This window comes from Curtobacterium sp. PhB191, assembly GCF_004346515.1.
Lineage (GTDB): Bacteria > Actinomycetota > Actinomycetes > Actinomycetales > Microbacteriaceae > Curtobacterium.
Genome location: NZ_SMBV01000004.1, coordinates 301,781 through 321,228, shown reverse-complemented (window position 1 = coordinate 321,228; position 19,448 = coordinate 301,781). Strand labels below are relative to the sequence as shown.

16 protein-coding genes are annotated in these 19,448 nt (G+C 71.3%); 11 read left to right on the top strand and 5 right to left on the bottom strand.

The genetic code is table 11. The features are described 5' to 3' along the window. Window positions 1–2: 2 nt before the first annotated feature. Window positions 3–1,994, bottom strand: coding sequence for a beta-L-arabinofuranosidase domain-containing protein (locus tag EDF48_RS09300; protein WP_131879535.1), 1,992 nt, complete (start codon window positions 1,992–1,994; stop codon window positions 3–5). A 172-nt stretch (window positions 1,995–2,166) separates the two neighbouring features. On the opposite strand from EDF48_RS09300, the gene EDF48_RS09295 reads away from it, so the two are divergent. From EDF48_RS09295 to EDF48_RS09245, 11 genes are all read left to right on the top strand, one after another. Continuing rightward, a complete protein-coding gene (locus EDF48_RS09295; protein WP_131879533.1) occupies window positions 2,167–3,180 on the top strand; it encodes a LacI family DNA-binding transcriptional regulator in 1,014 nt (337 codons plus the stop codon). Window positions 3,181–3,605: 425 nt separating this feature from the next. Next, window positions 3,606–5,297, top strand: coding sequence for an FGGY-family carbohydrate kinase (locus EDF48_RS09290; RefSeq protein ID WP_131879531.1), 1,692 nt, complete (start codon window positions 3,606–3,608; stop codon window positions 5,295–5,297). Further along, window positions 5,294–6,037, top strand: a complete 744-nt coding sequence (locus EDF48_RS09285; RefSeq protein ID WP_243698074.1) for an L-ribulose-5-phosphate 4-epimerase — start codon at window positions 5,294–5,296, stop codon at window positions 6,035–6,037. Before EDF48_RS09290 ends, EDF48_RS09285 begins: the two co-directional genes overlap by 4 nt. Next, complete coding sequence (gene araA, locus EDF48_RS09280; RefSeq protein WP_131879529.1) at window positions 6,034–7,563, top strand: L-arabinose isomerase; 1,530 nt, start codon at window positions 6,034–6,036, stop codon at window positions 7,561–7,563. Before EDF48_RS09285 ends, araA begins: the two co-directional genes overlap by 4 nt. Window positions 7,564–7,589: 26 nt before the next feature. Beyond that, on the top strand, window positions 7,590–8,855 hold the full coding sequence (locus EDF48_RS09275) for a D-arabinono-1,4-lactone oxidase (RefSeq protein ID WP_279432382.1): 1,266 nt from the start codon (window positions 7,590–7,592) through the stop codon (window positions 8,853–8,855). An 88-nt stretch (window positions 8,856–8,943) separates the two neighbouring features. Continuing rightward, the gene (locus EDF48_RS09270) at window positions 8,944–9,408 is read left to right on the top strand and encodes a DUF2510 domain-containing protein (protein WP_131879525.1); all 465 of its coding nucleotides are present in this window, start codon (window positions 8,944–8,946) and stop codon (window positions 9,406–9,408) included. A gap of 505 nt (window positions 9,409–9,913) precedes the next feature. Continuing rightward, the gene (locus tag EDF48_RS09265) at window positions 9,914–10,837 is read left to right on the top strand and encodes a cation-transporting ATPase (RefSeq protein WP_131879522.1); all 924 of its coding nucleotides are present in this window, start codon (window positions 9,914–9,916) and stop codon (window positions 10,835–10,837) included. Between the two features lie 217 nt (window positions 10,838–11,054). Beyond that, window positions 11,055–12,719, top strand: a complete 1,665-nt coding sequence (locus EDF48_RS09260; RefSeq protein WP_165932361.1) for an ABC transporter substrate-binding protein — start codon at window positions 11,055–11,057, stop codon at window positions 12,717–12,719. Continuing rightward, complete coding sequence (locus EDF48_RS09255) at window positions 12,716–14,404, top strand: ABC transporter ATP-binding protein (RefSeq protein WP_131879518.1); 1,689 nt, start codon at window positions 12,716–12,718, stop codon at window positions 14,402–14,404. Before EDF48_RS09260 ends, EDF48_RS09255 begins: the two co-directional genes overlap by 4 nt. Further along, window positions 14,401–15,336 (top strand): ABC transporter permease, encoded by a 936-nt coding sequence (locus EDF48_RS09250; protein WP_123291939.1) that lies wholly within the window; start codon window positions 14,401–14,403, stop codon window positions 15,334–15,336. Before EDF48_RS09255 ends, EDF48_RS09250 begins: the two co-directional genes overlap by 4 nt. After that, window positions 15,333–16,331: an ABC transporter permease gene (locus tag EDF48_RS09245; RefSeq protein ID WP_123672464.1), complete on the top strand. Its 999-nt coding sequence runs from the start codon at window positions 15,333–15,335 to the stop codon at window positions 16,329–16,331. Before EDF48_RS09250 ends, EDF48_RS09245 begins: the two co-directional genes overlap by 4 nt. Window position 16,332: 1 nt before the next feature. Here the strand turns inward: EDF48_RS09245 and EDF48_RS09240 are convergent, their stop codons facing one another. The 4 genes from EDF48_RS09240 to EDF48_RS09225 form a co-directional block, all read right to left on the bottom strand. Further along, a complete protein-coding gene (locus EDF48_RS09240) occupies window positions 16,333–17,310 on the bottom strand; it encodes a squalene cyclase (RefSeq protein ID WP_131879516.1) in 978 nt (325 codons plus the stop codon). Window positions 17,311–17,320: 10 nt separating this feature from the next. After that, a complete protein-coding gene (locus EDF48_RS09235; protein ID WP_131845821.1) occupies window positions 17,321–17,686 on the bottom strand; it encodes a DUF2087 domain-containing protein in 366 nt (121 codons plus the stop codon). A gap of 107 nt (window positions 17,687–17,793) precedes the next feature. Next, a complete protein-coding gene (locus EDF48_RS09230) occupies window positions 17,794–18,120 on the bottom strand; it encodes a MazG nucleotide pyrophosphohydrolase domain-containing protein (RefSeq protein ID WP_131845820.1) in 327 nt (108 codons plus the stop codon). Then, window positions 18,120–19,439, bottom strand: coding sequence for a GNAT family N-acetyltransferase (locus tag EDF48_RS09225; RefSeq protein WP_131879514.1), 1,320 nt, complete (start codon window positions 19,437–19,439; stop codon window positions 18,120–18,122). Before EDF48_RS09225 ends, EDF48_RS09230 begins: the two co-directional genes overlap by 1 nt. Window positions 19,440–19,448 lie beyond the last annotated feature (9 nt).

Below are 19,448 nucleotides of genomic sequence, written 5' to 3'. Positions count from 1 at the left end.
GATCACCGCGCCAGCGGGAGCCACACGCGCATCGGCGCTGCGCCCCGGTTCGCCCAGGCGTAGTAGGGAACCGCGGTCGCGGTGACGGCCGGGAGGCCCGTGGTGGCGTTCTCGGAACCGGCCACGTCGCCGACGTTGGTCGCGTCGAGAGCGTTCGTCGCGCCTCCCGGCCCGTCCAGCCGCTGGTACGGCCACGATGCCTGCTCGTGTCCGGCCGGGGCGTGTCCGGGCACGCGCAGCGTGACGATGCCGTCGAGCAGGTCGTCGCGACGTTCCTCGGTGATCGGTGCGACCGCGTCGACCGTCAGGTCGTCGACCGTGAAGCCCTGCTGGTCCGCCTGCTCCACCGCGTACACGAGGGGGCCGCGCTCGATGGCGACCTGACCGCGGGCGGCGTCGATGCGGGTGTCGGCCACGTACCGGTGCGGCGTCGTGTCGAAGACGAGCTCGACCGTGTCCCCGGCGGTCCAGTGCCGGTCGACGACGTGCAGCGTGCCCGGCTCCGGGTGGGCCGTACCGTCCGGTCCCTGCACCGTCGTCGTGTCCGACCAGACCGGGATCCGCAGACCGAGGGCGAGCGGGCCGTCCTCGGTGACCGTGACGACCACGCGGCCGTCGTGCGGGTAGCCGGTCTCGACCGACACCGGCCCGAGGTCCGCCGTTGCGTACTGGTGGATCTGCAGGCCGCCGTCGGTCGCGGTCGCCAGGTAGCCGTCCAGGCTCGCGAACGTGCGCATGATGTTCGGCGGGCAGCAGGCGCAGTCGAACCAGCCTCGGCGCCCGTGAGCGGGGGAGCGGTTCTCGTCCTGGTGCGCGTGGTCCCGCTGCTGCAGGGGGTTCACGTAGAAGTACTCGGTGCCCGCCAGGCTCACGCCGGCCAGGAACGCGTTGTACAGCAGGCGCTCGATCGCGTCGGCGTAGACCGGCTTGCCGGTGGCGAGCAGCAGGCGCCACGCCCACTGCACACCGCCGATGGCCGCGCAGGTCTCGGCGTAGCCACGGTCGGTCGGCAGCTCGTAGGGGTCGCCGAACGCCTCCCAGTCCCAGCGCGCCCCGAGGCCGCCGGTGATGAACGCCTTCGTCGCCATCATGTCCGCGAACTGTCCCTCGCTCGCGGCCAGCAGCTCGGTGTCGCCGGTCTCGATCGCGACGTCGACGGCGCCGGCTGCCAGGTACACGGCGCGGACGGCGTGGCCCTCGACGGTCGTGGCCTGCCGACTCGGCACCCGGTCGGAGAAGTACGTCGGCTCGCCGCCGGCACGCTCGATGATTCCCGTGCCGCGGGCGTCGACGAACCAGTGCGCCAAGTCGAGGTACTCACGGTTGCCGGTCTCGCGGTACAGCTCGACGAGGCCCATCTCGACGACGGGGTGGCCGTCGACGTCGCGGGTCTTCGGCGTGCCGTCCGGTGCGGTCCCGTCGCCGAACGTGCGGACCAGGTGGTCGGCGTTCTTGATCGCGACCTCGAGCAGGCCGGTGTCGCCCGTCGCACGGTGCTGTGCCACGGCCGCCTGGTAGAGGTGGCCGGCGCAGTACATCTCGTGGCTCCACTTGAGGTCCGTGTACCGCTCGCCCTTCCCCCGGATCTGCTGCACGGAGTCGAGGTAGCCGTCGTCGGCCTGCGCCTGGGCGTACAGGGCGGTGACCTCGCGCTGCAGTTCGAGCAGGTCCTCGGACGGGGCGCGGCCGTACTCCCACGCCACCGCCTCGAGCCACTTCGTCACGTCCGAGTCCATGAAGATCGGGCCGGTGGCCTCGCCCTCCTCGAGCCCCGCGGCGATGCGCAGGTTCCGGAAGTTGCCGGCGGTCTCGAGCAAGGCGTACCCGCCGCGGACCGCGTCACGGCCGTTGCGCTCCTGCCGGAGTGCCCAGAAGCCGCCGGTGATCCGGGCGTCGCCCGTCGGCAGGGGCCGGAGCGTGAGGTGCGCGTCGGCGGTCGGGAGGACCGGGGTCGCGGTGTGCGCACGGCTGTCGGTCGCGAGCGTGGTGGTCATGTCGCCTCCTTGCGATGTGACTGGGACCGTCCCGGTGCCGCCGTTCGTGCAGCGTTTCGGAAAACGGTTTCTGCGGTGGACGTTACGACACTGGTCTTCGCCGCGCAAGGGGGCTGGTGGGTTTTCTGCGTATGCTCATCGTCACGTCCCGCGATCCGGAAAGGAACTTGCCGTGACCCTCGAGCGCACCGGTGCCGACCGCAGCACGCAGCCTGTCCGGATCACCGACGTCGCCGCGCTCGCCGGGGTGTCGATCGGCACGGCGTCGAAGGCGCTCAACGGCACCGGACAGCTCCGCGACTCCACCCGGGCACGGGTCAAGGACGCCGCCGAGAAGCTCGGGTTCGTGGGCGACGCCCGGGCCCGTGCGCTGTCCTCCGGCCGGACCTACACGGTCGGCATGATCACCACCGACTCCTTCGGTCGGTTCTCGATCCCGGTGCTCCTCGGTGCCGAGGACGCCCTGTCCGCCGGACAGATGGCGGTCCTGCTCTGCGACACCCGCGACGACCACGTCCGCGAGGCCCACTACCTCCGCTCGCTTGCAGCCCGCGGAGTCGACGGCATCATCGTGACCGGACGGTCCGCCGACCCGCGACCGCCGATCGACGTGGCGATCCCGGTCGTGTACGCGTTCACGCCGTCGACCTCGGCCGACGACGTGTCGATCACCCTCGACGACTCCGCCGGGTCCGCGCTCGTCGCCTCGCACGTGCTGACGCTCGGGCGGCAGCGGGTCGCCGTCGTCACCGGGCCCGCACGGCACCGTTCCGCCGAACGTCGGGTGGCGGGCGCGGCCTCCGTGCTCGGGTCGCGACTGGTCACGCCGCCGCTGTTCGGCGAGTGGTCGGAGCGGTGGGGGCGCCAGGCCGTCGACGTGCTCGCGCGGCAGTCGCCCGAGGTCGACGCGATCGTGTGCGGCAGCGACCAGATCGCCCGCGGCGTGTGCGATCGGCTTCGGGAGCTCGGACGCTCGGTCCCCGAGGACGTCGCCGTCACCGGGTACGACGACTGGGACGTGATGGCGCTCGCCTCGAGGCCGCCACTGACGACGGTGGACCTGCGGCTCGAGGAGCTCGGGCGCGTGGCCGGGCAGGCGTTGCTCGGCCTGATCGACGGCGGTGCGGCCGCCTCGGCGACGGTCACCCCGTCCCTCGTCATCCGCGAGAGCACCGCCGGCGCGTAGCCCGCGCGCCCGTCCGCCCGTCGCGCCCGTCGCCGAGGTTCCGAAATCTCGGCATCTGGGCGGGACTCCGAGCCGTTCGTGGGACCTCGGCGCACCGGCGGCGGCGAGTCGTGGAACCTCGGCGGGGAAGGGTCGGGCGAGTCGTCGCCGCGTCGGGGTCCGTCGGGACGCGCCGAAGGCCGTTGCCCGGGATTGCCGCTCGGCGCCCGGGGTTCCGAGATTTCGGCATCTGGGCGGGGATCCGAGGCGGTCGTGGAACCTGGGCGCTGCGCGGGCGGCGAGTTGTGGAACCTCGGCGGACGTGAGCGGGGTGTCTCGACTGGTGGGGCAGGCGAGCGGGCGGCGCGCCCGGACGTTGCGAGAGTGAGCGCTCACGTGCCAGGATGTGAGCGCTCACGGAGGACGACGGAGTTCTGGAGGAACGCATGGGCGACGACCCCACCCAGCAGGTCGCGAACGGCCGCACGACACTCGGGATCGAGCTCGGCTCCACCCGCATCAAGGCATGCCTGGTGGACGAGGACCTCGTCCCCATCGCCGCCGGCTCCCACGAGTGGGAGAACGAGTTCGTCGACGGCCGCTGGACCTACTCGCTCGACGCCGTCGAGACCGGCCTCCGGGCCGCGTACGCCGCGCTCGTCGCCGACGTCGAAGCGCAGTTCGGCGTGCGTCCGACCACCTTCCGCGCGGTCGGCGTGAGCGCGATGATGCACGGCTACCTGGCGTTCGACGCCGCGGGCGACCTGCTCGTGCCGTTCCGGACCTGGCGGAACACCTCGACCGGGCCCGCAGCCGAACAGCTCAGCGAGGCACTGGCCTTCAACGTGCCGCTCCGCTGGTCGATCGCACACCTGTACCAGGCGGTCCTCGACGAGGAGCCGCACGTGGCCGAGGTCGCGGGCATCACGACGCTCGCGGGCTACGTGCACCGACGACTCACCGGACGGAACGTGCTCGGCGTCGGGGATGCGTCCGGCGTGTTCCCGATCGAGGGCGGCCCCGTCGACAGCGGCCCTGGAGACCCGGGCGCGAAGGACTTCGACCATGCGATGCTCGCCACCGCGCAGGACCTGATCGGTGTGCCGGACCTGCGGTCCCTGCTGCCCGAGGTCCTCGTCGCCGGTGCCGAAGCCGGTGAGCTGACCCCCGAGGGCGCCGCGTGGCTCGACCCCACCGGCACGCTCGAACCCGGCGCGCCGCTCTGCCCGCCCGAGGGCGACGCCGGCACCGGCATGGTCGCGACGAACGCCGTCGCACCCCGCACCGGCAACGTCAGCGTCGGCACGAGCATCTTCGCGATGGTGGTCCTCGAGCACCCGCTCAGCACCCCGCACGAGGAACTCGACGTCGTGACCACCCCGGCGGGCGACGCCGTGGCGATGGTGCACTGCAACAACGGCGCGAGCGAGATCGCGAGCTGGGCGAAGGTCTTCGGACGGTTCGCCGAAGCGGCCGGGCAGCCCCTCGACGTCGACACCGTCTACGCGACACTGCTCACCGAATCGATCGCGGACAGCACCGACCCCGACGCCGGCGGCCTGCTCTCGTTCAACTACCTGGCCGGTGAACCGGTCACCCACGTCGAGGACGGCCGGCCCCTGCTGCTCCGCACCCCCGACGCCCGCTTCACCCTGGGCAACCTGGTCCGCTCCGAGGTGCACGGCGCGTTCGCCACCCTGGCGATCGGCATGGACGTGCTGCACGGCGAGCAGGTGCAGGTCGACCGGATGACCGCGCACGGCGGGCTCTTCCGCACGCCGGGTGCCCCGCAGCGACTGCTCGCCGCGGCACTGCGGGTGCCGATCGCCCTCGAGGAGACCGCGGGCGAGGGCGGGGCGTGGGGCATCGCCGTCCTGGCCGCCTACCTCGAGCACACCGACCAGCAGCTCGCCGACTTCCTGTCGGACACCGTGTTCGGCGGGGACGCCGTGCACGTGGCCGAGCCCGAGCCGGCCGACGTCGACGGCTTCCAGACCTACCTGGGCCGCTACCGGGCCGCACTGCCCGTGCAGGACGTGGCGGCGGCGGCGACCCGCCCCAGCGCGACCACGCGCCCGACCGAGCAGACCGACGGCGCCGACCCGCGCCTCCCGGCAGAGCAGGAAGCGACCCGATGACCGACGCGACCCAGCAGAACGCGACCCAGCACGCCGACGCGACCGACCCGACCACGCGCCAGGCAGTGGCGACCACCCGGGAACGCGTCGCCCGCCTGCACGGTGAACTCGTCCGCTACGGTCTGGTGATCTGGACCGGCGGCAACGTCTCCGAGCGTGTGCCCGGCACCGACCTGTTCGTCATCAAGCCGAGCGGCGTCTCGAGCGACGACCTGACCCCGGAGAACCAGGTCGTCTGCACCCTCGACGGCGAGCCGGCCGACGGTTGGGGCAACGCGCACGGACCGAGCTCCGACACCGCCGCGCACGCCCACGTGTACCGGAACATGCCCGAGGTCGGCGGTGTCGTGCACACCCACTCGACGTACGCGACGGCGTGGGCCGCACGAGCGGAACCCATCCCGTGCGTGATCACCGCGATGGCGGACGAGTTCGGCGGGCCGATCCCGGTCGGGCCGTTCGCGATCATCGGTGACGACTCCATCGGCCACGGCATCGTCGAGACGCTGACCGGCCACCGATCCCGCGCGGTCCTCATGCAGAACCACGGCGTCTTCACCATCGGCAAGGACGCGAAGGACGCCGTCAAGGCCGCCGTGATGTGCGAGGACGTCGCCCGCACCGTGCACATCGCGAAACAGGGCGGGGACGTGGTCCCGATCGCGCAAGCAGACATCGATCGACTCTTCGATCGCTACCAGAACGTCTACGGACAGAACCCCGAAGGAGCCATGCAATGACGCAGGAGACCACCGTCGACCCCCAGGCCACGCTCGACGGCTACGAGGTCTGGTTCCTCACCGGCTCCCAGGGGCTGTACGGCGAGGAGACGCTGCGCCAGGTCGAGGAGCAGAGCAAGGCCGTGCACGCCGAACTGGCCGGCGCGCTGCCGGTCAAGCTCGTCTGGAAGCCGGTCCTGAAGGACGCCGACGGCATCCGCCGCGCCCTGATCGAGGCCAGCGCCGACGACAAGGTCATCGGCGTCACCACCTGGATGCACACCTTCAGCCCCGCGAAGATGTGGATCGGTGGCCTGCAGGCGCTGACGAAGCCGCTGCTGCACCTGCACACGCAGGCGAACGTCACGCTGCCGTGGGCGGACATCGACTTCGACTTCATGAACCTCAACCAGGCCGCGCACGGCGACCGTGAGTTCGGCTACGCGCTCGCACGCCTCGGTGTCCGGCACGCCACCGCCGTCGGGCACGTCTCGGATCCTCGCGTCCAGCAGCGAGTGTCGAACTGGACCCGTGCCGCAGCCGGCGCCGCAGCAGTCCGTGAGCTGAAGCTCACCCGCTTCGGCGACAACATGCGCTACGTCGCCGTCACCGAGGGCGACAAGACCGAGGCGGAGATCGAGCTCGGCGTGCAGGTGAACACCTGGGCGGTGAACGAGCTGGCAGCGGCCGTGTCCGCCGCGTCGGACCAAGAGATCGACGCGCTCGTGGCGACCTACGAGCGCGACTACGACGTCGACCCGTCACTCCGCAGCGACGGCGGCGCACGGCACGCCGCGCTCCGCGACGGCGCCGCCATCGAGATCGGCCTCCGCACGCTCCTGCAGCAGAACGGCTCCGCCGCCTTCACCACCAACTTCGAGGACCTCGGCACGCTCAAGCAGCTGCCCGGCCTCGCGGTCCAGCGCCTGATGGCGGACGGCTACGGCTTCGGCGCCGAGGGCGACTGGAAGACGGCCGTCCTGGTCCGTGCGATGAACGTCGCCGGCGCCGGACTGCCCGGTGGTGCGAGCCTGATGGAGGACTACACCTACGACCTCACGCCCGGTGCTGAGAAGATCCTCGGTGCCCACATGCTCGAGGTCTCGCCCACGCTCACCACCACGAAGCCGACGCTGGAGATCCACCCGCTCGGCATCGGCGGCAAGGACGACCCGGTCCGCCTGGTCTTCACCGCCGACTCCGGCGAGGCCGTGGTGGTCGCGCTCTCCGACACCCGCGACGGCTTCCGCCTGACCGCGAACGTCGTCGACGTCGTGCCGCCGACCGAGGCCCTGCCGAAGCTCCCCGTCGGCCGTGCCGTCTGGGAGCCGCGCCCGTCGTTCCCCGTCGCCGCCGAGGCCTGGCTCACCGCCGGCGCCGCCCACCACACCGTGATGACGACGGCCGTCGGTCTGCAGGTGGTCGAGGACCTGGCGACCATGGTCGGCACCGAGTTCCTGGTCATCGACGAGCACACCACCGCCCGCGGGTTCCGCGACGAGCTGCGTCTCCAGCAGACGTGGCACCGTCTCGACCGCGGCTTCTGAGGGACGCGGACCGTACGATGAGCGACGTGATCGCAGAGCAGCGCACGCGGACGAACTGGGCGGGCAACGTCACCTACCGGGCGTCCGGTCTGGCGCGTCCGACGTCGGTGGCCGCGTTGCAGGAACTGGTCGCGTCGACCCCGCGCCTGACGGCGCTCGGCTCACGGCACTCCTTCAACACGATCGCCGACACCGACGCCGTGCAGGTGTCGTTGCAGGACCTGCCGCCGGTGCTCGACATCGACACGTCGCGTCGTGTGGTCCGCGTGGCCGCCGGCATGACGCACAGTCAGGTCGCGGCCGGTCTGGAGGCCCGTGGCTGGGCACTCGGGAACCTCGCGTCCCTGCCGCACATCTCCACGGCCGGGGCCGTCGCCACGGGCACGCACGGCTCCGGCGTCCGCAACCCGTCGCTCGCGCAGGCGGTGGTCGGGCTCGACGTCGTCCGCGCTTCCGGGGCGATCGAGCACGTCGATGCGTCCTCGCCGGACGGGGCCCTCGACGCCCACCGGGTGGCCATCGGTGCGCTCGGTGTCGTCACCACGGTGGAGCTCGCGATCGAGCCGACGTTCGAGGTCGCCACGACGGTGCACCTCGACCTGCCGTGGGACGCGGTGTCCGCCCACTTCGACCAGGTCATGTCCGACGCCTACTCGGTGTCGATGTTCACCTCGTTCGACGACCGCGGCGCCCGGCAGGTCTGGGTGAAGCACCGCGTGGACGAGCCCTCGCCCACCGTCGACCTCGTCGCCCTCGGAGCGCGGCCCGCCACCGGCCCCGTGCACCCGGGGGAGAACGACCCCGCCGGCGTCACCGAGCAGGGCGGCGTCCCCGGGCCGTGGGCCGAGCGGCTGCCGCACTTCCGGTCCTCGTTCACGCCGTCGACCGGTGCCGAGATCCAGGCCGAGTACTTGATCCCGGCAGCGTCGGCAGTGTCCGCGCTCGCGGCCCTCCGTCCGCTCGAGTCGGTGTTCGCGCCGATCCTCATCGCCGCCGAGGTCCGCACGATCGCACCCGACACCGCCTGGCTCGCGCCGTCGTCCGGTCGGCAGTCGGTCGGCATCCACTTCACGTTCCGCCGGGACGCCGCTGCCGTGGCGGCCGCGGTGACGCGGATCGAGGAAGCGCTCGCGCCCTTCGACCCGCGGCCGCACTGGGGCAAGGTGTCCGGCGTGAGCGTCGAGCGCCTGCACGAGGCGTACCCGCGGCTGTCGGACTTCGCCGCGGTCGCCCGCGACGTCGACCCCACGGGCCGGTTCCGCAACGCGTACCTGGCGCGCGTCCTGTCCTGACGGGGCGTGCCGCGTGGCACCACGACTGGGGCGTGCGCGTGACGACGCCGGTTCCGTAGCCTCCTCGGAGGCAACGGAGGGGAGCACAGTGACGCTGCCGATCGCCGGGTGGTACCCGGACCCGCAAGATTCGAACCGCACACGGTGGTGGGACGGAGCACGCTGGGGAGCACTCGCACCCCAACCTGCTGCAGCTGTCCCCACGCCACAGTGGGAGCCGGCACCGCGTCCGCCCGCGCCGTCGGAGTACCGCGCGGCCGTCACCGAGCAACCGCTCCGAGGGAGGAAGGCCCGGATCGCCAAGGACCGGGCGACCCGTGCAGCGAATCCGTTCGGGTACGCCGGGCTGGTCCTCGCGCTGCTCGGGTTCATCGTCAACGTGTTCGCGATCCCCGGCATCCTGGGGATCGTCTTCGGCGCGATCGGTCTGGCACGCGCCGGGCAGCTCACCGGGCAACGGATCACCGGGTTCGGAGTCTCACTCGCAGCGGTCATCCTCGGGCTGGCGGCGTCGGCTGCCTTCGTCGTGCGAGCGGCACAGCTGCTCGCGTGACGACAGGTGTCCCGCACCGTTGAGCGCGATGCGGGACACCCGGGTCCTCAGTCCCTGCGGGACAGGTCGATCAGGAGCCTGACCACGGTCACGAGCAAGCTCGCGATCCCCAGCCAGGGCACCCGACGCCTGGACCGATCATCGGTGTCGTTCGACATCGGTGACCTCCTGGTGTCGTCGCCGGCTGACACGAGGAGCTTCGACCAAGGGATGCGTCGCCGAGCGTGCTCGGCTACCATCGGTTCCGAGCGTTGGACTCGGGATGGTTGGTTCATCCCTTGGCTTTCCACTCGGAAGGCAAATCGAAGCCCGGAACTGTTGTCGCAGTCCCGGGCTTCGAGCTTTCGCCCGGATCGCGCTCCGGCGGTGGCGCGACCGGGTCAAGCCTACGACGAACTGTCCGGTGACATTCCGGTCGTTGCTCACAGCGGTTTCCTGCCGGATGTGCGGGCGACCCGCCGGTTCGTCGCTGGGAGCGCACATGTGCATCCACAAAGGTCGGGGGATGGCGAACTTCAACCGCATCCTCGGCATGGCCTCGAAGGTCATCGACAAGCAGCTCCAGAAGCGTGGGCAGGGGGACGGTGCGCCCGGCAACGGAGCGCAGCGCGCTGGCGGGACCGACTGGCGTGACGTCGTCCGCGGTGCAGCGGACCGGCTGACGGGCGACGACCGGAGCCAGCAGCAGCGGCCGCAGCAGCAGTACGGCCAGCCGCAGCAGCAGCAGTACGGCCAGCAGCAGTACGGGCAGGCGCCCCAGCAGCAGTACGGCCAGCAGCAGTACGGGCAGCCGCAGCAGCACGGCCCGGCCGACTCGGACAAGGTCGCACTCGCGAAGTACGACTACCTGCTCCGCACCTCGTCACCGGACCAGCTCGAGCAGGTCCACCACGACGCCTTCGCCCGCCTCACCCCGGCGCAGCGGCAGCAGGTGCGCAACCGCCTGAACTCCGAACTCCCGCCGCACGAGCACCTGCGCGACGACTCGGCGGGCGGCATGGCGCGCGCGATGACCCGCGGCGAGGTCCGCCGTCCGGGCCTGATCCGCCGCGTCCTCGGCGGCTCGAGCAACGGCAACGGCAACGGCCGCGGGCGTGGTGGTGCCTTCGCCGGCGGTGCCGCGGTCGGCGCCGGCGCGATGGCGCTCGGCGGCATCGGTGTCGCGGTCGCCGGGGGAGCGGTGCTGAGCGCCGCCGCCGGGCCCGTGCTGGCCGAGGCAGCGAACCTCGGCGTCGACTTCGACGGCATCGCCTCGGGCATCGGCGACCTCGGACTTGCCGACCTCGGGGCCGACCTCGGCGGCGGCTTCGAGGGGATCGCGGGCGAGGGTGAGCAGCTCCTCGGCGGCCTCGGTGAGCAGGCGTCGGGCCTCGGCGAGCAGGCCTCGAACCTGGGCAACGACTTCCTCGGGGGCCTGTTCGACCGCTGACCCACGCCCCTCGGGTGGGCTCGGTGCAGATCCATCGGGAATAGACGGACGTCGCGCGGCACTTGGATTGTTTCGTCGTGCGACGTCTGTCGCACGTGTGATTCGGACGGGCGACCGCCGCGGTGTCAGGATGGACGCCGCCCGGCGACCCGGTCCGTGCAACCACAGCGGCTGCAGCACGGTCGCCACCACCCTTCCCACGAGGAGCACCACCGTCATGAGACGCCCGAACCGCCTGACGATCACCGCGGCCGTCGCCGCAGCAGCAGCCCTGGTCCTGACCGGCTGCTCGGGTGGGAGCTCGTCCGACGACGGTGACGGCACGGCCAAGGGCGGCACGCTCAACATCCTGACGACGGCCACCGCGGTGCACCTCGACCCGGCGACGAGCCAGAACCTGAACATCACCACCTTGGGTCTGGTGCTCCGCCGGCTGACGGCGTGGGACGTCGAGCCCGGCAAGGCCGCCAAGGTGGTGCCGGACCTGGCTACGAACACCGGCGACTCGAGCGACGGCGGCAAGACCTGGACGTACCACCTGAAGGACGGGCTGAAGTTCCAGGACGGCACGCCGATCATCACGAAGGACATCAAGTGGGGCATCGAGCGCTCGTTCGCGCCGACCCTGACCGGTGGCCTGAGCTACCACAAGTCGCTCCTGGTCGGTGGCGAGGACTACAAGGGCCCGTTCGACGGCAAGACCCTCGACAGTATCGAGACGCCTGACGACTCGACCATCGTCTTCAAGCTCAACGCCGCGTACGGCGACTGGCCGTGGCTCGTGTCGATGCCGGCGTTCGCTCCGGTTCCCGACGGCGACGGCACGGACACGGGTGCGTACGACAACAAGCCGGTCGCGTCCGGGCCGTACCAGGTGCAGTCGAACACCCAGGGCTCGCAGATCACCCTCGTCCGGAACAAGGAGTGGAGCGCGAAGACCGACGACGTCCGCACCGCCGGCCCGTCGAAGGTCGTGTTCAAGGAGAGCCAGGATCCGTCGACCGTCACGCAGACGCTGATCGCCGACAACGGTGACGCGAAGGACTCCTTCGGCGCGAGCTACCTCGGCGCAGCCGAGCTGAACCAGGTGCGGAGCAACCCCGCCGCCCAGGACCGCCTCGCCACGTCGAAGGCCGGCCCGATCAACTACATGGCGATCAACACCCAGAAGGGATCGCTCAAGGACCTCAAGGTCCGTCAGGCCCTGCAGTACGCCGTCGACAAGAAGTCGTACCGGATCGCTGCGGGCGGCGCGCTCGCCGGTTCGTACGCCACGACCCTCATCACCCCGGGCATCGCGGGCCGCGAGGACTACGACCTGTACAAGCCCGGCGCGAACGGTGACGTCGCGAAGGCGAAGCAGCTCCTCAAGGACGCGGGCGTGTCCGACCTCAAGCTGACCCTGGCGACCCAGAACGACCCGACCTACCTCGCCCAGGCGCAGGCGCTGCAGTCCGGCCTCAAGCGCGCCGGCATCACCGTCACGCTGAAGCCGCTCGACGCGGACTCGTTCTACACCGCGACGACCGACGGCACCGACTTCGACCTGGCGCTGTTCAGCTGGCAGCCGGACTTCCCGAGCGCGAACGCCAACATCCAGCCGCTCTACGACTCGTCGCAGATCGGTGGCGGCGGCTACAACGTCTCGAAGTACAGCAACCCCGAGGTCGACGCGCTGATCAAGAAGGCCAGCGCCACCGTCGACCAGCAGGACGCGCAGAAGCTGTGGGTCGAAGCGGACAAGAAGATCATGGCCGACGCGCCGATCGTCCCGCTGACCTACGCGAAGCAGTCGTTCCTGGCCGGTTCGAACGTGCAGAACTTCCAGATCGCGGACTTCCCGGCGTACCCGAACTACCTCAAGGTCTCGCTCGCGAAGTGAGTTCGCCGCTGCTCGAGGTCGAGGGGCTCCACGTCGCGTTCGGCGACGCGGAGCCCGTCGTCCGTGACGTCTCCTTCACCCTGACCCCCGGTCGTGTGCTCGCCCTCGTGGGGGAGTCCGGCTCCGGCAAGTCCGTCAGCGCCATGAGCGTGCTCGGCCTGCTGCCGCCCGAGGCGCGGGTCTCCGGCAGCGTCCGGTTCCGTGGCGAGGAGCTCGTCGGCGCCTCCGACGACACGCTCCGTGCCGTTCGCGGCGCCGGCATCGGCGTCGTGTTCCAGGAACCGATGAACTCGTTCACGCCGGTGCTGTCCATCGGCACGCAGGTCGCCGAGGCGATCCGGGCGCACCCGACGGACCTCGATCGAGCAGCGGTGTCAGCTCGCGTCGACGAGCTCCTGCGTGCCGCAGGCCTCACCGACCCCGAGCGCATCCGCAAGGCCTACCCGCACGAACTGTCCGGCGGGCAGCTGCAGCGCGCCATGATCGCGATGGCCCTGGCCGGGGACCCGGTCGCGCTGATCGCCGACGAGCCGACGACCGCCCTGGACGTCACGGTGCAGGCCGGGATCCTCGACCTGCTCCGCCGACTCGGTCGCGAGCGCTCCCTGGCCGTCCTGCTCATCACGCACGACATGGGTGTGGTGGCGGACGTCGCGGACGAGCTCCTGGTGATGCGCCGCGGCGACCCCGTCGAGCACGGCCCCGTTGCCGAGGTCTTCGCGCACCCGTCCGCCGACTACACGCGCGAGCTCCTCGCCGCCGTCCCCAGCCTGGAGGCCCGTGGCGGCCCCGCCGACGCTGCTGCGGATGTCGAAGGGGACCCGTCCACTGCCCGGGCCGACGTGGCGCAGGCGAGCCGATCCTCCCGTCCGCTGGTCGCGCAGCTGCGCGACGTCGCCGTGCGGTACTCGCGCCGCGGCGGACCGACCGTGTCGGGCATCGACCTGGACCTGCGGGCCGGCGAGACCGTCGGGCTGGTCGGGGAGTCCGGGTCCGGCAAGTCGACCATCGGCCGCGCGCTGGCGGGGCTGGTGCCCGTCGTCGAGGGCTCGGTCGAGGTCGACGGCAGCGACCTGCGGACCGCCAGGGGCCGACGGCTCCGCGAGCTCCGCAGCCGCGTCGGCATCGTCTTCCAGGATCCGGCGTCGTCGCTCAACCCGCGGCAGACCATCGGCTGGAGCATCGCCGAGCCGTTGCTCGTGCACGGGACGGCCTCGGCGGCCGATCGTGCGGAACGCGTCCGTGAACTGCTGACCGCCGTGCAGCTCGACCCGTCGTGGGCCGAGCGGTTCCCGCACCAGCTCTCCGGCGGGCAGCGCCAGCGCGTCGCCGTCGCGCGGGCCTTGGCGCTCCGTCCGGCGCTCGTCATCGCCGACGAGCCCACCTCGGCACTCGATGTGACCGTGCAGGCGGCCGTGCTCGACCTGCTCGCGCAGCTGCAGGACGAGTTCGGGTTCGGCATGCTCCTCATCAGCCACGACCTCGCGGTCGTCCGGCAGCTCGCTGACGAGGTCGTCGTCCTGCACGACGGTCGCGTGGTCGAGCGGGGGACCACGGACGCCGTGCTCGACGACCCGCAGCAGGACTACACGCGCATGCTGCTCGCAGCGGCGCCCGTCGCCGATCCCGTGCGACAGGCGGCCCGCCGCGAAGCCTGGCGCGCCTGGGAAGGAGTGTCCTCGTGACCGCCAACGTCGTCGAGCGCCCCGTGGCCTCGTCCGGACGCACCACCGGCTTCCGCGCCGTGGTGCGCCGCATCCGGCAGGACCGCTGGGCCGTGACCTCGGCGGTCGTCATCGTCGTGTTCCTCGTGGTCGCCGTCGCGGCGCCGCTCATCAGTGCCGTCACCGGGCAGGACCCCTACGGGTACGACATCGACGCGCTCAACTCGTTCGGGGCGCCGAAGGGCTTCGGCGGGGGGATCAGCGCCGAGCACTGGTTCGGCGTCGAGCCGCTGACCGGTCGCGACCTGTTCGCGATCGTGACGTACGGTGCCCGGACGTCGCTCGGCATCGGGCTCGCCGCGACCTTCCTGTCGATCGTCATCGGGGTGCTCGTCGGCGTCACCACCGGCTTCTTCGGCGGCTGGTACGACCGCGTGCTCTCCCGCGTGGTCGACGTGATCTTCGGCTTCCCGTCGCTCGTCTTCATGATCGCCCTGACCGCGATCGTGCCGACGTCGTTCCCGAAGCCCGTCCTGGTCGTGCTCGTCATCGGGTTCTTCGGCTGGCCGTCCGTCGCCCGCGTGGTCCGCGGCCAGACACTGTCGCTCGTCAGTCGGAACTACGTCGTCGCCTCCACGGCGATGGGCGCTGGCCGGTGGCACGTCATCCGCACCCAGCTGCTGCCGAACCTGGCGGCGACGATCACCGTCTACGCGACGATCTCGATCCCGTCGATGATCGGCGCCGAAGCCGCGCTGTCGTTCCTGGCGGTCGGCGTGACCCCGCCGACGCCCTCGTGGGGCCGCAGCATCGGCGACGCCGTCGGTTGGGTGCAGACCGACCCGATGTACCTCGTGTTCCCCGGAGTGGCACTGTTCCTCATCACCCTCGCGTTCAACGTGCTCGGCGACGCGCTGCGTGACGCCCTCGACCCGAGAGGAGCACGCCGATGAGCACCTTCCGCTTCATCGCGATCCGCGTCCTCGGTGCAGCCGTCGTGCTGCTCGTCGTCGCCGCGATCACCTACGCACTGTTCATGCTGCTGCCGACGAACCCCGCGCGGGCGATCTGCGACAAGCCCTGCACGCCGGACCGGCTGCGCGAGGTGCAGGCGTTCCTGGGCACCGACAAGCCGTGGCTGGCGCAGTTCGGTGCCTACCTGGCGGGGATCTTCACCGGCCGCACGTTCGGCAGCGGCGCGTCCGTGATCACCTGCGCCGCACCGTGCTTCGGGTACTCGTTCCAGCTGCACGAGAGCGTCACCGACCTGATCCTGTCCCGCCTGCCCGTCACCGCGTCGATCGCCGTCGGTGCCGCCGTGCTGTGGCTCGTCGCCGGGGTGTTCGGCGGAGCCGTCTCGGCGCTCCGTCGCGGCACGTTCGTCGACCGGGCCGTGATGACCGTCGCGGTCGCCGGGGTCTCGTCGCCGGCGTACCTGATCGGGTTGCTCGGCATCCTGCTGTTCGGGTTCGTGCTCGGCATCCTGCCGACGAGCGGGTACGTCGCGTTCACCGACGACCCGGTCGGCTGGTTCACCCACCTGATCCTGCCGTGGTGCGTGCTCGCGTTCATCAGCGCCGCGATCTACGCGCGCCTGACCCGTGGCGAGATGCTCGAGTCGATGTCGCAGGACTTCGTGCGCACCGCTCGGGCCAAGGGCCTGCGCGAGCGCCAGGTCGTCGTGCGGCACGGACTGCGTACCGCGATCCTGCCGGTGGTGACGCTGTTCGGACTCGACCTCGGGTCGCTGCTCGGCGGTGCGGTCATCACCGAGAAGGTGTTCTCGATGCAGGGCCTCGGCGCGCTGCTCATCGACGCCGTGCACACCCTCGACCTGCAGGTCGTCGTGGGCTTCACGTTGTTCTCGGCGCTGTTGATCGTCACGGCGAACGTGATCGTCGACGTGGTCTACGCGTTCGTCGACCCGCGGGTGCGGCGCCGGGCGTAGCTCAGGTGGCGTCCCACCAGCGCAGCACGCGGGTGCCGTGGAGCGTGAGCCACTTCGACGGCTCGCCCTCGGGGACGTCGACCTCGAACCACTGCCGACCCGGCGGCCGCGTTCCCTGGGTCCACGTCCCGTCGTCGTTCCTGGCGGCACGGACGACCTCGATCGCCTCGGCCGCCCGGGCGTCCGGCGCGGTACCGTCCTGCAGCGCAGCAACCCGCAGGTGGTCGGTGACCCGGAGCGCCGAGTAGATCCAGCGCAGCGGGTACGCGAACCGGGTAGCCCACGGCCCGACGAGCTCGCCGTCGTGCTTCCGGAACAGCAGCCGTCGTTCGAGCAGGTACTCGGTACCGCGGAGTCGAGCCGCTCGGAGTTCCGCTGCTCGGGGGTGGTTGCCGCCGGTCAGCTGCTCGTGCTGCAGGAGCCCCTCGATCACGTTGAGGGTCGAGTGGAACGACGACACCGTCGACCCCTCGATCCACTCGCAGTTCCAGCCACCGTCGTCCAGCTGGTGGTCGAGGAACCACTCCGCCAGCTGCCCGACGTCGGCACCGAGCCAGGCGCCGTTCGCCAGGGTGAAGGCGTTGATGCAGCAGTCGACCTCGCCGCTCCAGTAGGGCAGGTCCTCGTACTCCCAGCGGCTGTTCGTCGCGAGCCGAGCAGCCGTGTCCCCGAGGACCGCGGCGTCGAGCCCCCAATCGCGCAGGGCGTTCAGCGACCAGGTCGTCGCCGTGTAGGGCTGCCCGGGCTCGTCCGCCTCGGGACCGTCGAAGTCGAAGTCCGCCGGGAAGTACGCGCCGCCGGCCCACTGCCCGTCGGGGTCCTGGTGCGCGAGCATCGCCGCCCCGAGACCCTCGGTCGCGACCCGCGCCCGGGTCTGCTGCCACACGGACGGCGGCGCACCGACCAGATCACGCTCGACCTGCCACCGGATCGCCGGGTCCGAGTCGAGCAGCCACTCGACCACCGCGTCGTCGTTCATGGCGCGGAGGCTACGCCGTGCGGAAGCCCGCCGCCACGTACCGGTAGGACGAGCCGTCGTCGGTCCGATCGACCACACCGAGGTCGACGGCGTCACGTCGGACGATCGCGACGTCCTCGCAGAACATCGCGATGGCGGCGTTCAGTACCGCCTCGGTGACCGGGCGTGACGATCCGAGTCGCTCGAACACCAACTCGACGATGCGCGTCGACAGCGGGAGCCGCTCGTCGTCCTTCACGGGCATCCGGTGGATCCGGTCGAACTCCAGGAGCGCGGCCGGCGCCTGCAGACGCTGCAGATCCTGCGCTGTACGGCCGAGCAGCGCCACATCGGGTCCGTCCGCATCCAGCCAGTCGAACGCGCTGACCGCGGACATGGTCCGCTCGTCGAGCTGAACGCGATCGACGAGCGCTGGGCGCAGTGTCCGGCTCGCCACCGCCGACACCACCTGCCGTGCACGTGCCAGCGGCTCCGTGGCCCTGCTCAACCTTCCGCCGCCAGCCGATCGGGGTGCCACTTCGCCCACTTCTCACGAACAGCGGCATCGAGCGGGACGTCGAAGTGCCGCGCGATGAGCAGGACCTGCGCGAGGACGTCCGCGATCTCGTCCCGGAAACCCTGCTCGATCTCGTCGTCCGTGCGGCCCTTGCGCCGAGCCTGACCCGAGCGCGCGAGGAACGCCTGCGTGAGTTCACCCACCTCTTCGCCGAGCTTCAGGACGAACCACTCGTCGGTGCGGTCGATGCCGTGCCGCTCGGCGTAGAACGCGGAGACGGCCTCGACCTCGTCGCTCAGGTCCTGGACGTCCATCAGAAGTAGGTGATGCCGTGCGGGGTCCGCGGGGGCAGGAGCATCGCGCGCAGCAGCTCGATCGACGCGGGGTCCGCAGCGCGGACCAGGCCGGCGGCCGCCAGGGTGACGGGCGAGACCGACCCGATGAGCAGCGCTCCGAGCTCTGCCACGTCGAGCTGGACGTCGGAACCGGCCACGTCGACGTCGTCGGCGATGCGCGTGACGCTGCCACGGGCCTCCTGGACGTCCAGCCGGTACGTGCCGGTCGTGTGGCCGAGCGCATCGGTGACCGCGAGTGTCAGCGAGCCGTCGACGGCGAACGGCCGCGACTCGAGCACGGCGGCCACGTCGAGGACGCGCAGCCAGACGTGGTCCTCTTCGTGGTCGACGTCGTACGCACGGTTGTCGCCGAGGGCCGCGACGATCGGGTCGTCGAGGCGCGAGCGGTTGTACTTCACGACGTCGTTCAGGTCGATCGACAGCACGAACTCCCACAGCGCCGTGTAGGCCTGGTCGTTCGCGTAGACCAGGTCGACGATCTCGAGTGCGGTGTCGGAGGACCCGTCTTCCTTGACGCGCCAGGTGACGTACCCGTCGATCTCGTCCGTGCCCTCGGCGCGGTGCACCGCCGCACGGACGTCCTTCGCCTTCTGGCCGTCGTTGCCGAGCAGTCCGAAGACGACCGGCCAGGTGCCCGCGTTGCGGACCATCGAGCCGGGCGTGCGGGTGTGGAAGCGCTCGAAGACCGCCTTGCCGGGGCCGTCGGCGAGCCACTGCGGCGTGACGACGGACACCGAGCCCGACGTCGGGGCGAGGAGGGGGAGTGCGCGTTCGCGACGTACGCGCACCGCGCGCTCGCGGATCGCGCTGCCGAAGCCGAAGCGGCGGTAGATCGTGCCCTCGGACGCGGTCAGGGACGCCACGGCGTAGCCCTCGGCGACACCGCGCTCGAGCGCGTGCGTCATCATGCGGCGCAGGATGCCGCGGCGACGCTCGGTGGGCCGGACGGTGACCGCGGAGATGGCCTGCGTGTCGACGGACGACCCGTCGCCCCAGCTCAGTGCCTTGCGGAACCACGTGAAGGTGCCGGCGGGCCAGGTCTCGTCGACGGACCCGGGGAAGGGCTTCCGGACGTAGACGCCCAGGAAGGTCTCTTCGTCGGCGATGAAGTGGGACGCCATACGGGCTGCACCTTCGGCGTCCGGATCGGCTTCGTGGAACCCGAGGCCGACGGCCTGCATCCACGATCCGGTCTCGGCGTTCGGTGCCCCCTCGTCATCCGTCCCGGGCGCGAACTCGCGCAGCTCGTAGCGGTCGTCGAATGCCTCGTTGCTCACGCTCACGAC

Excerpts from the sequence above, each read along its gene's own strand:
- EDF48_RS09300 (WP_131879535.1), bottom strand. The coding sequence starts at position 1,994 with ATGACCACCACGCTCGCGACCGACAGCCGTGCGCACACCGCGACCCCG.
- EDF48_RS09290 (WP_131879531.1), top strand. The coding sequence starts at position 3,606 with ATGGGCGACGACCCCACCCAGCAGGTCGCGAACGGCCGCACGACACTC.
- EDF48_RS09285 (WP_243698074.1), top strand. The coding sequence starts at position 5,294 with ATGACCGACGCGACCCAGCAGAACGCGACCCAGCACGCCGACGCGACC.
- araA (WP_131879529.1), top strand. The coding sequence starts at position 6,034 with ATGACGCAGGAGACCACCGTCGACCCCCAGGCCACGCTCGACGGCTAC.
- EDF48_RS09265 (WP_131879522.1), top strand. The coding sequence starts at position 9,914 with ATGGCGAACTTCAACCGCATCCTCGGCATGGCCTCGAAGGTCATCGAC.
- EDF48_RS09260 (WP_165932361.1), top strand. The coding sequence starts at position 11,055 with ATGAGACGCCCGAACCGCCTGACGATCACCGCGGCCGTCGCCGCAGCA.
- EDF48_RS09245 (WP_123672464.1), top strand. The coding sequence starts at position 15,333 with ATGAGCACCTTCCGCTTCATCGCGATCCGCGTCCTCGGTGCAGCCGTC.
- EDF48_RS09240 (WP_131879516.1), bottom strand. The coding sequence starts at position 17,310 with ATGAACGACGACGCGGTGGTCGAGTGGCTGCTCGACTCGGACCCGGCG.
- EDF48_RS09235 (WP_131845821.1), bottom strand. The coding sequence starts at position 17,686 with ATGTCCGCGGTCAGCGCGTTCGACTGGCTGGATGCGGACGGACCCGAT.
- EDF48_RS09230 (WP_131845820.1), bottom strand. The coding sequence starts at position 18,120 with ATGGACGTCCAGGACCTGAGCGACGAGGTCGAGGCCGTCTCCGCGTTC.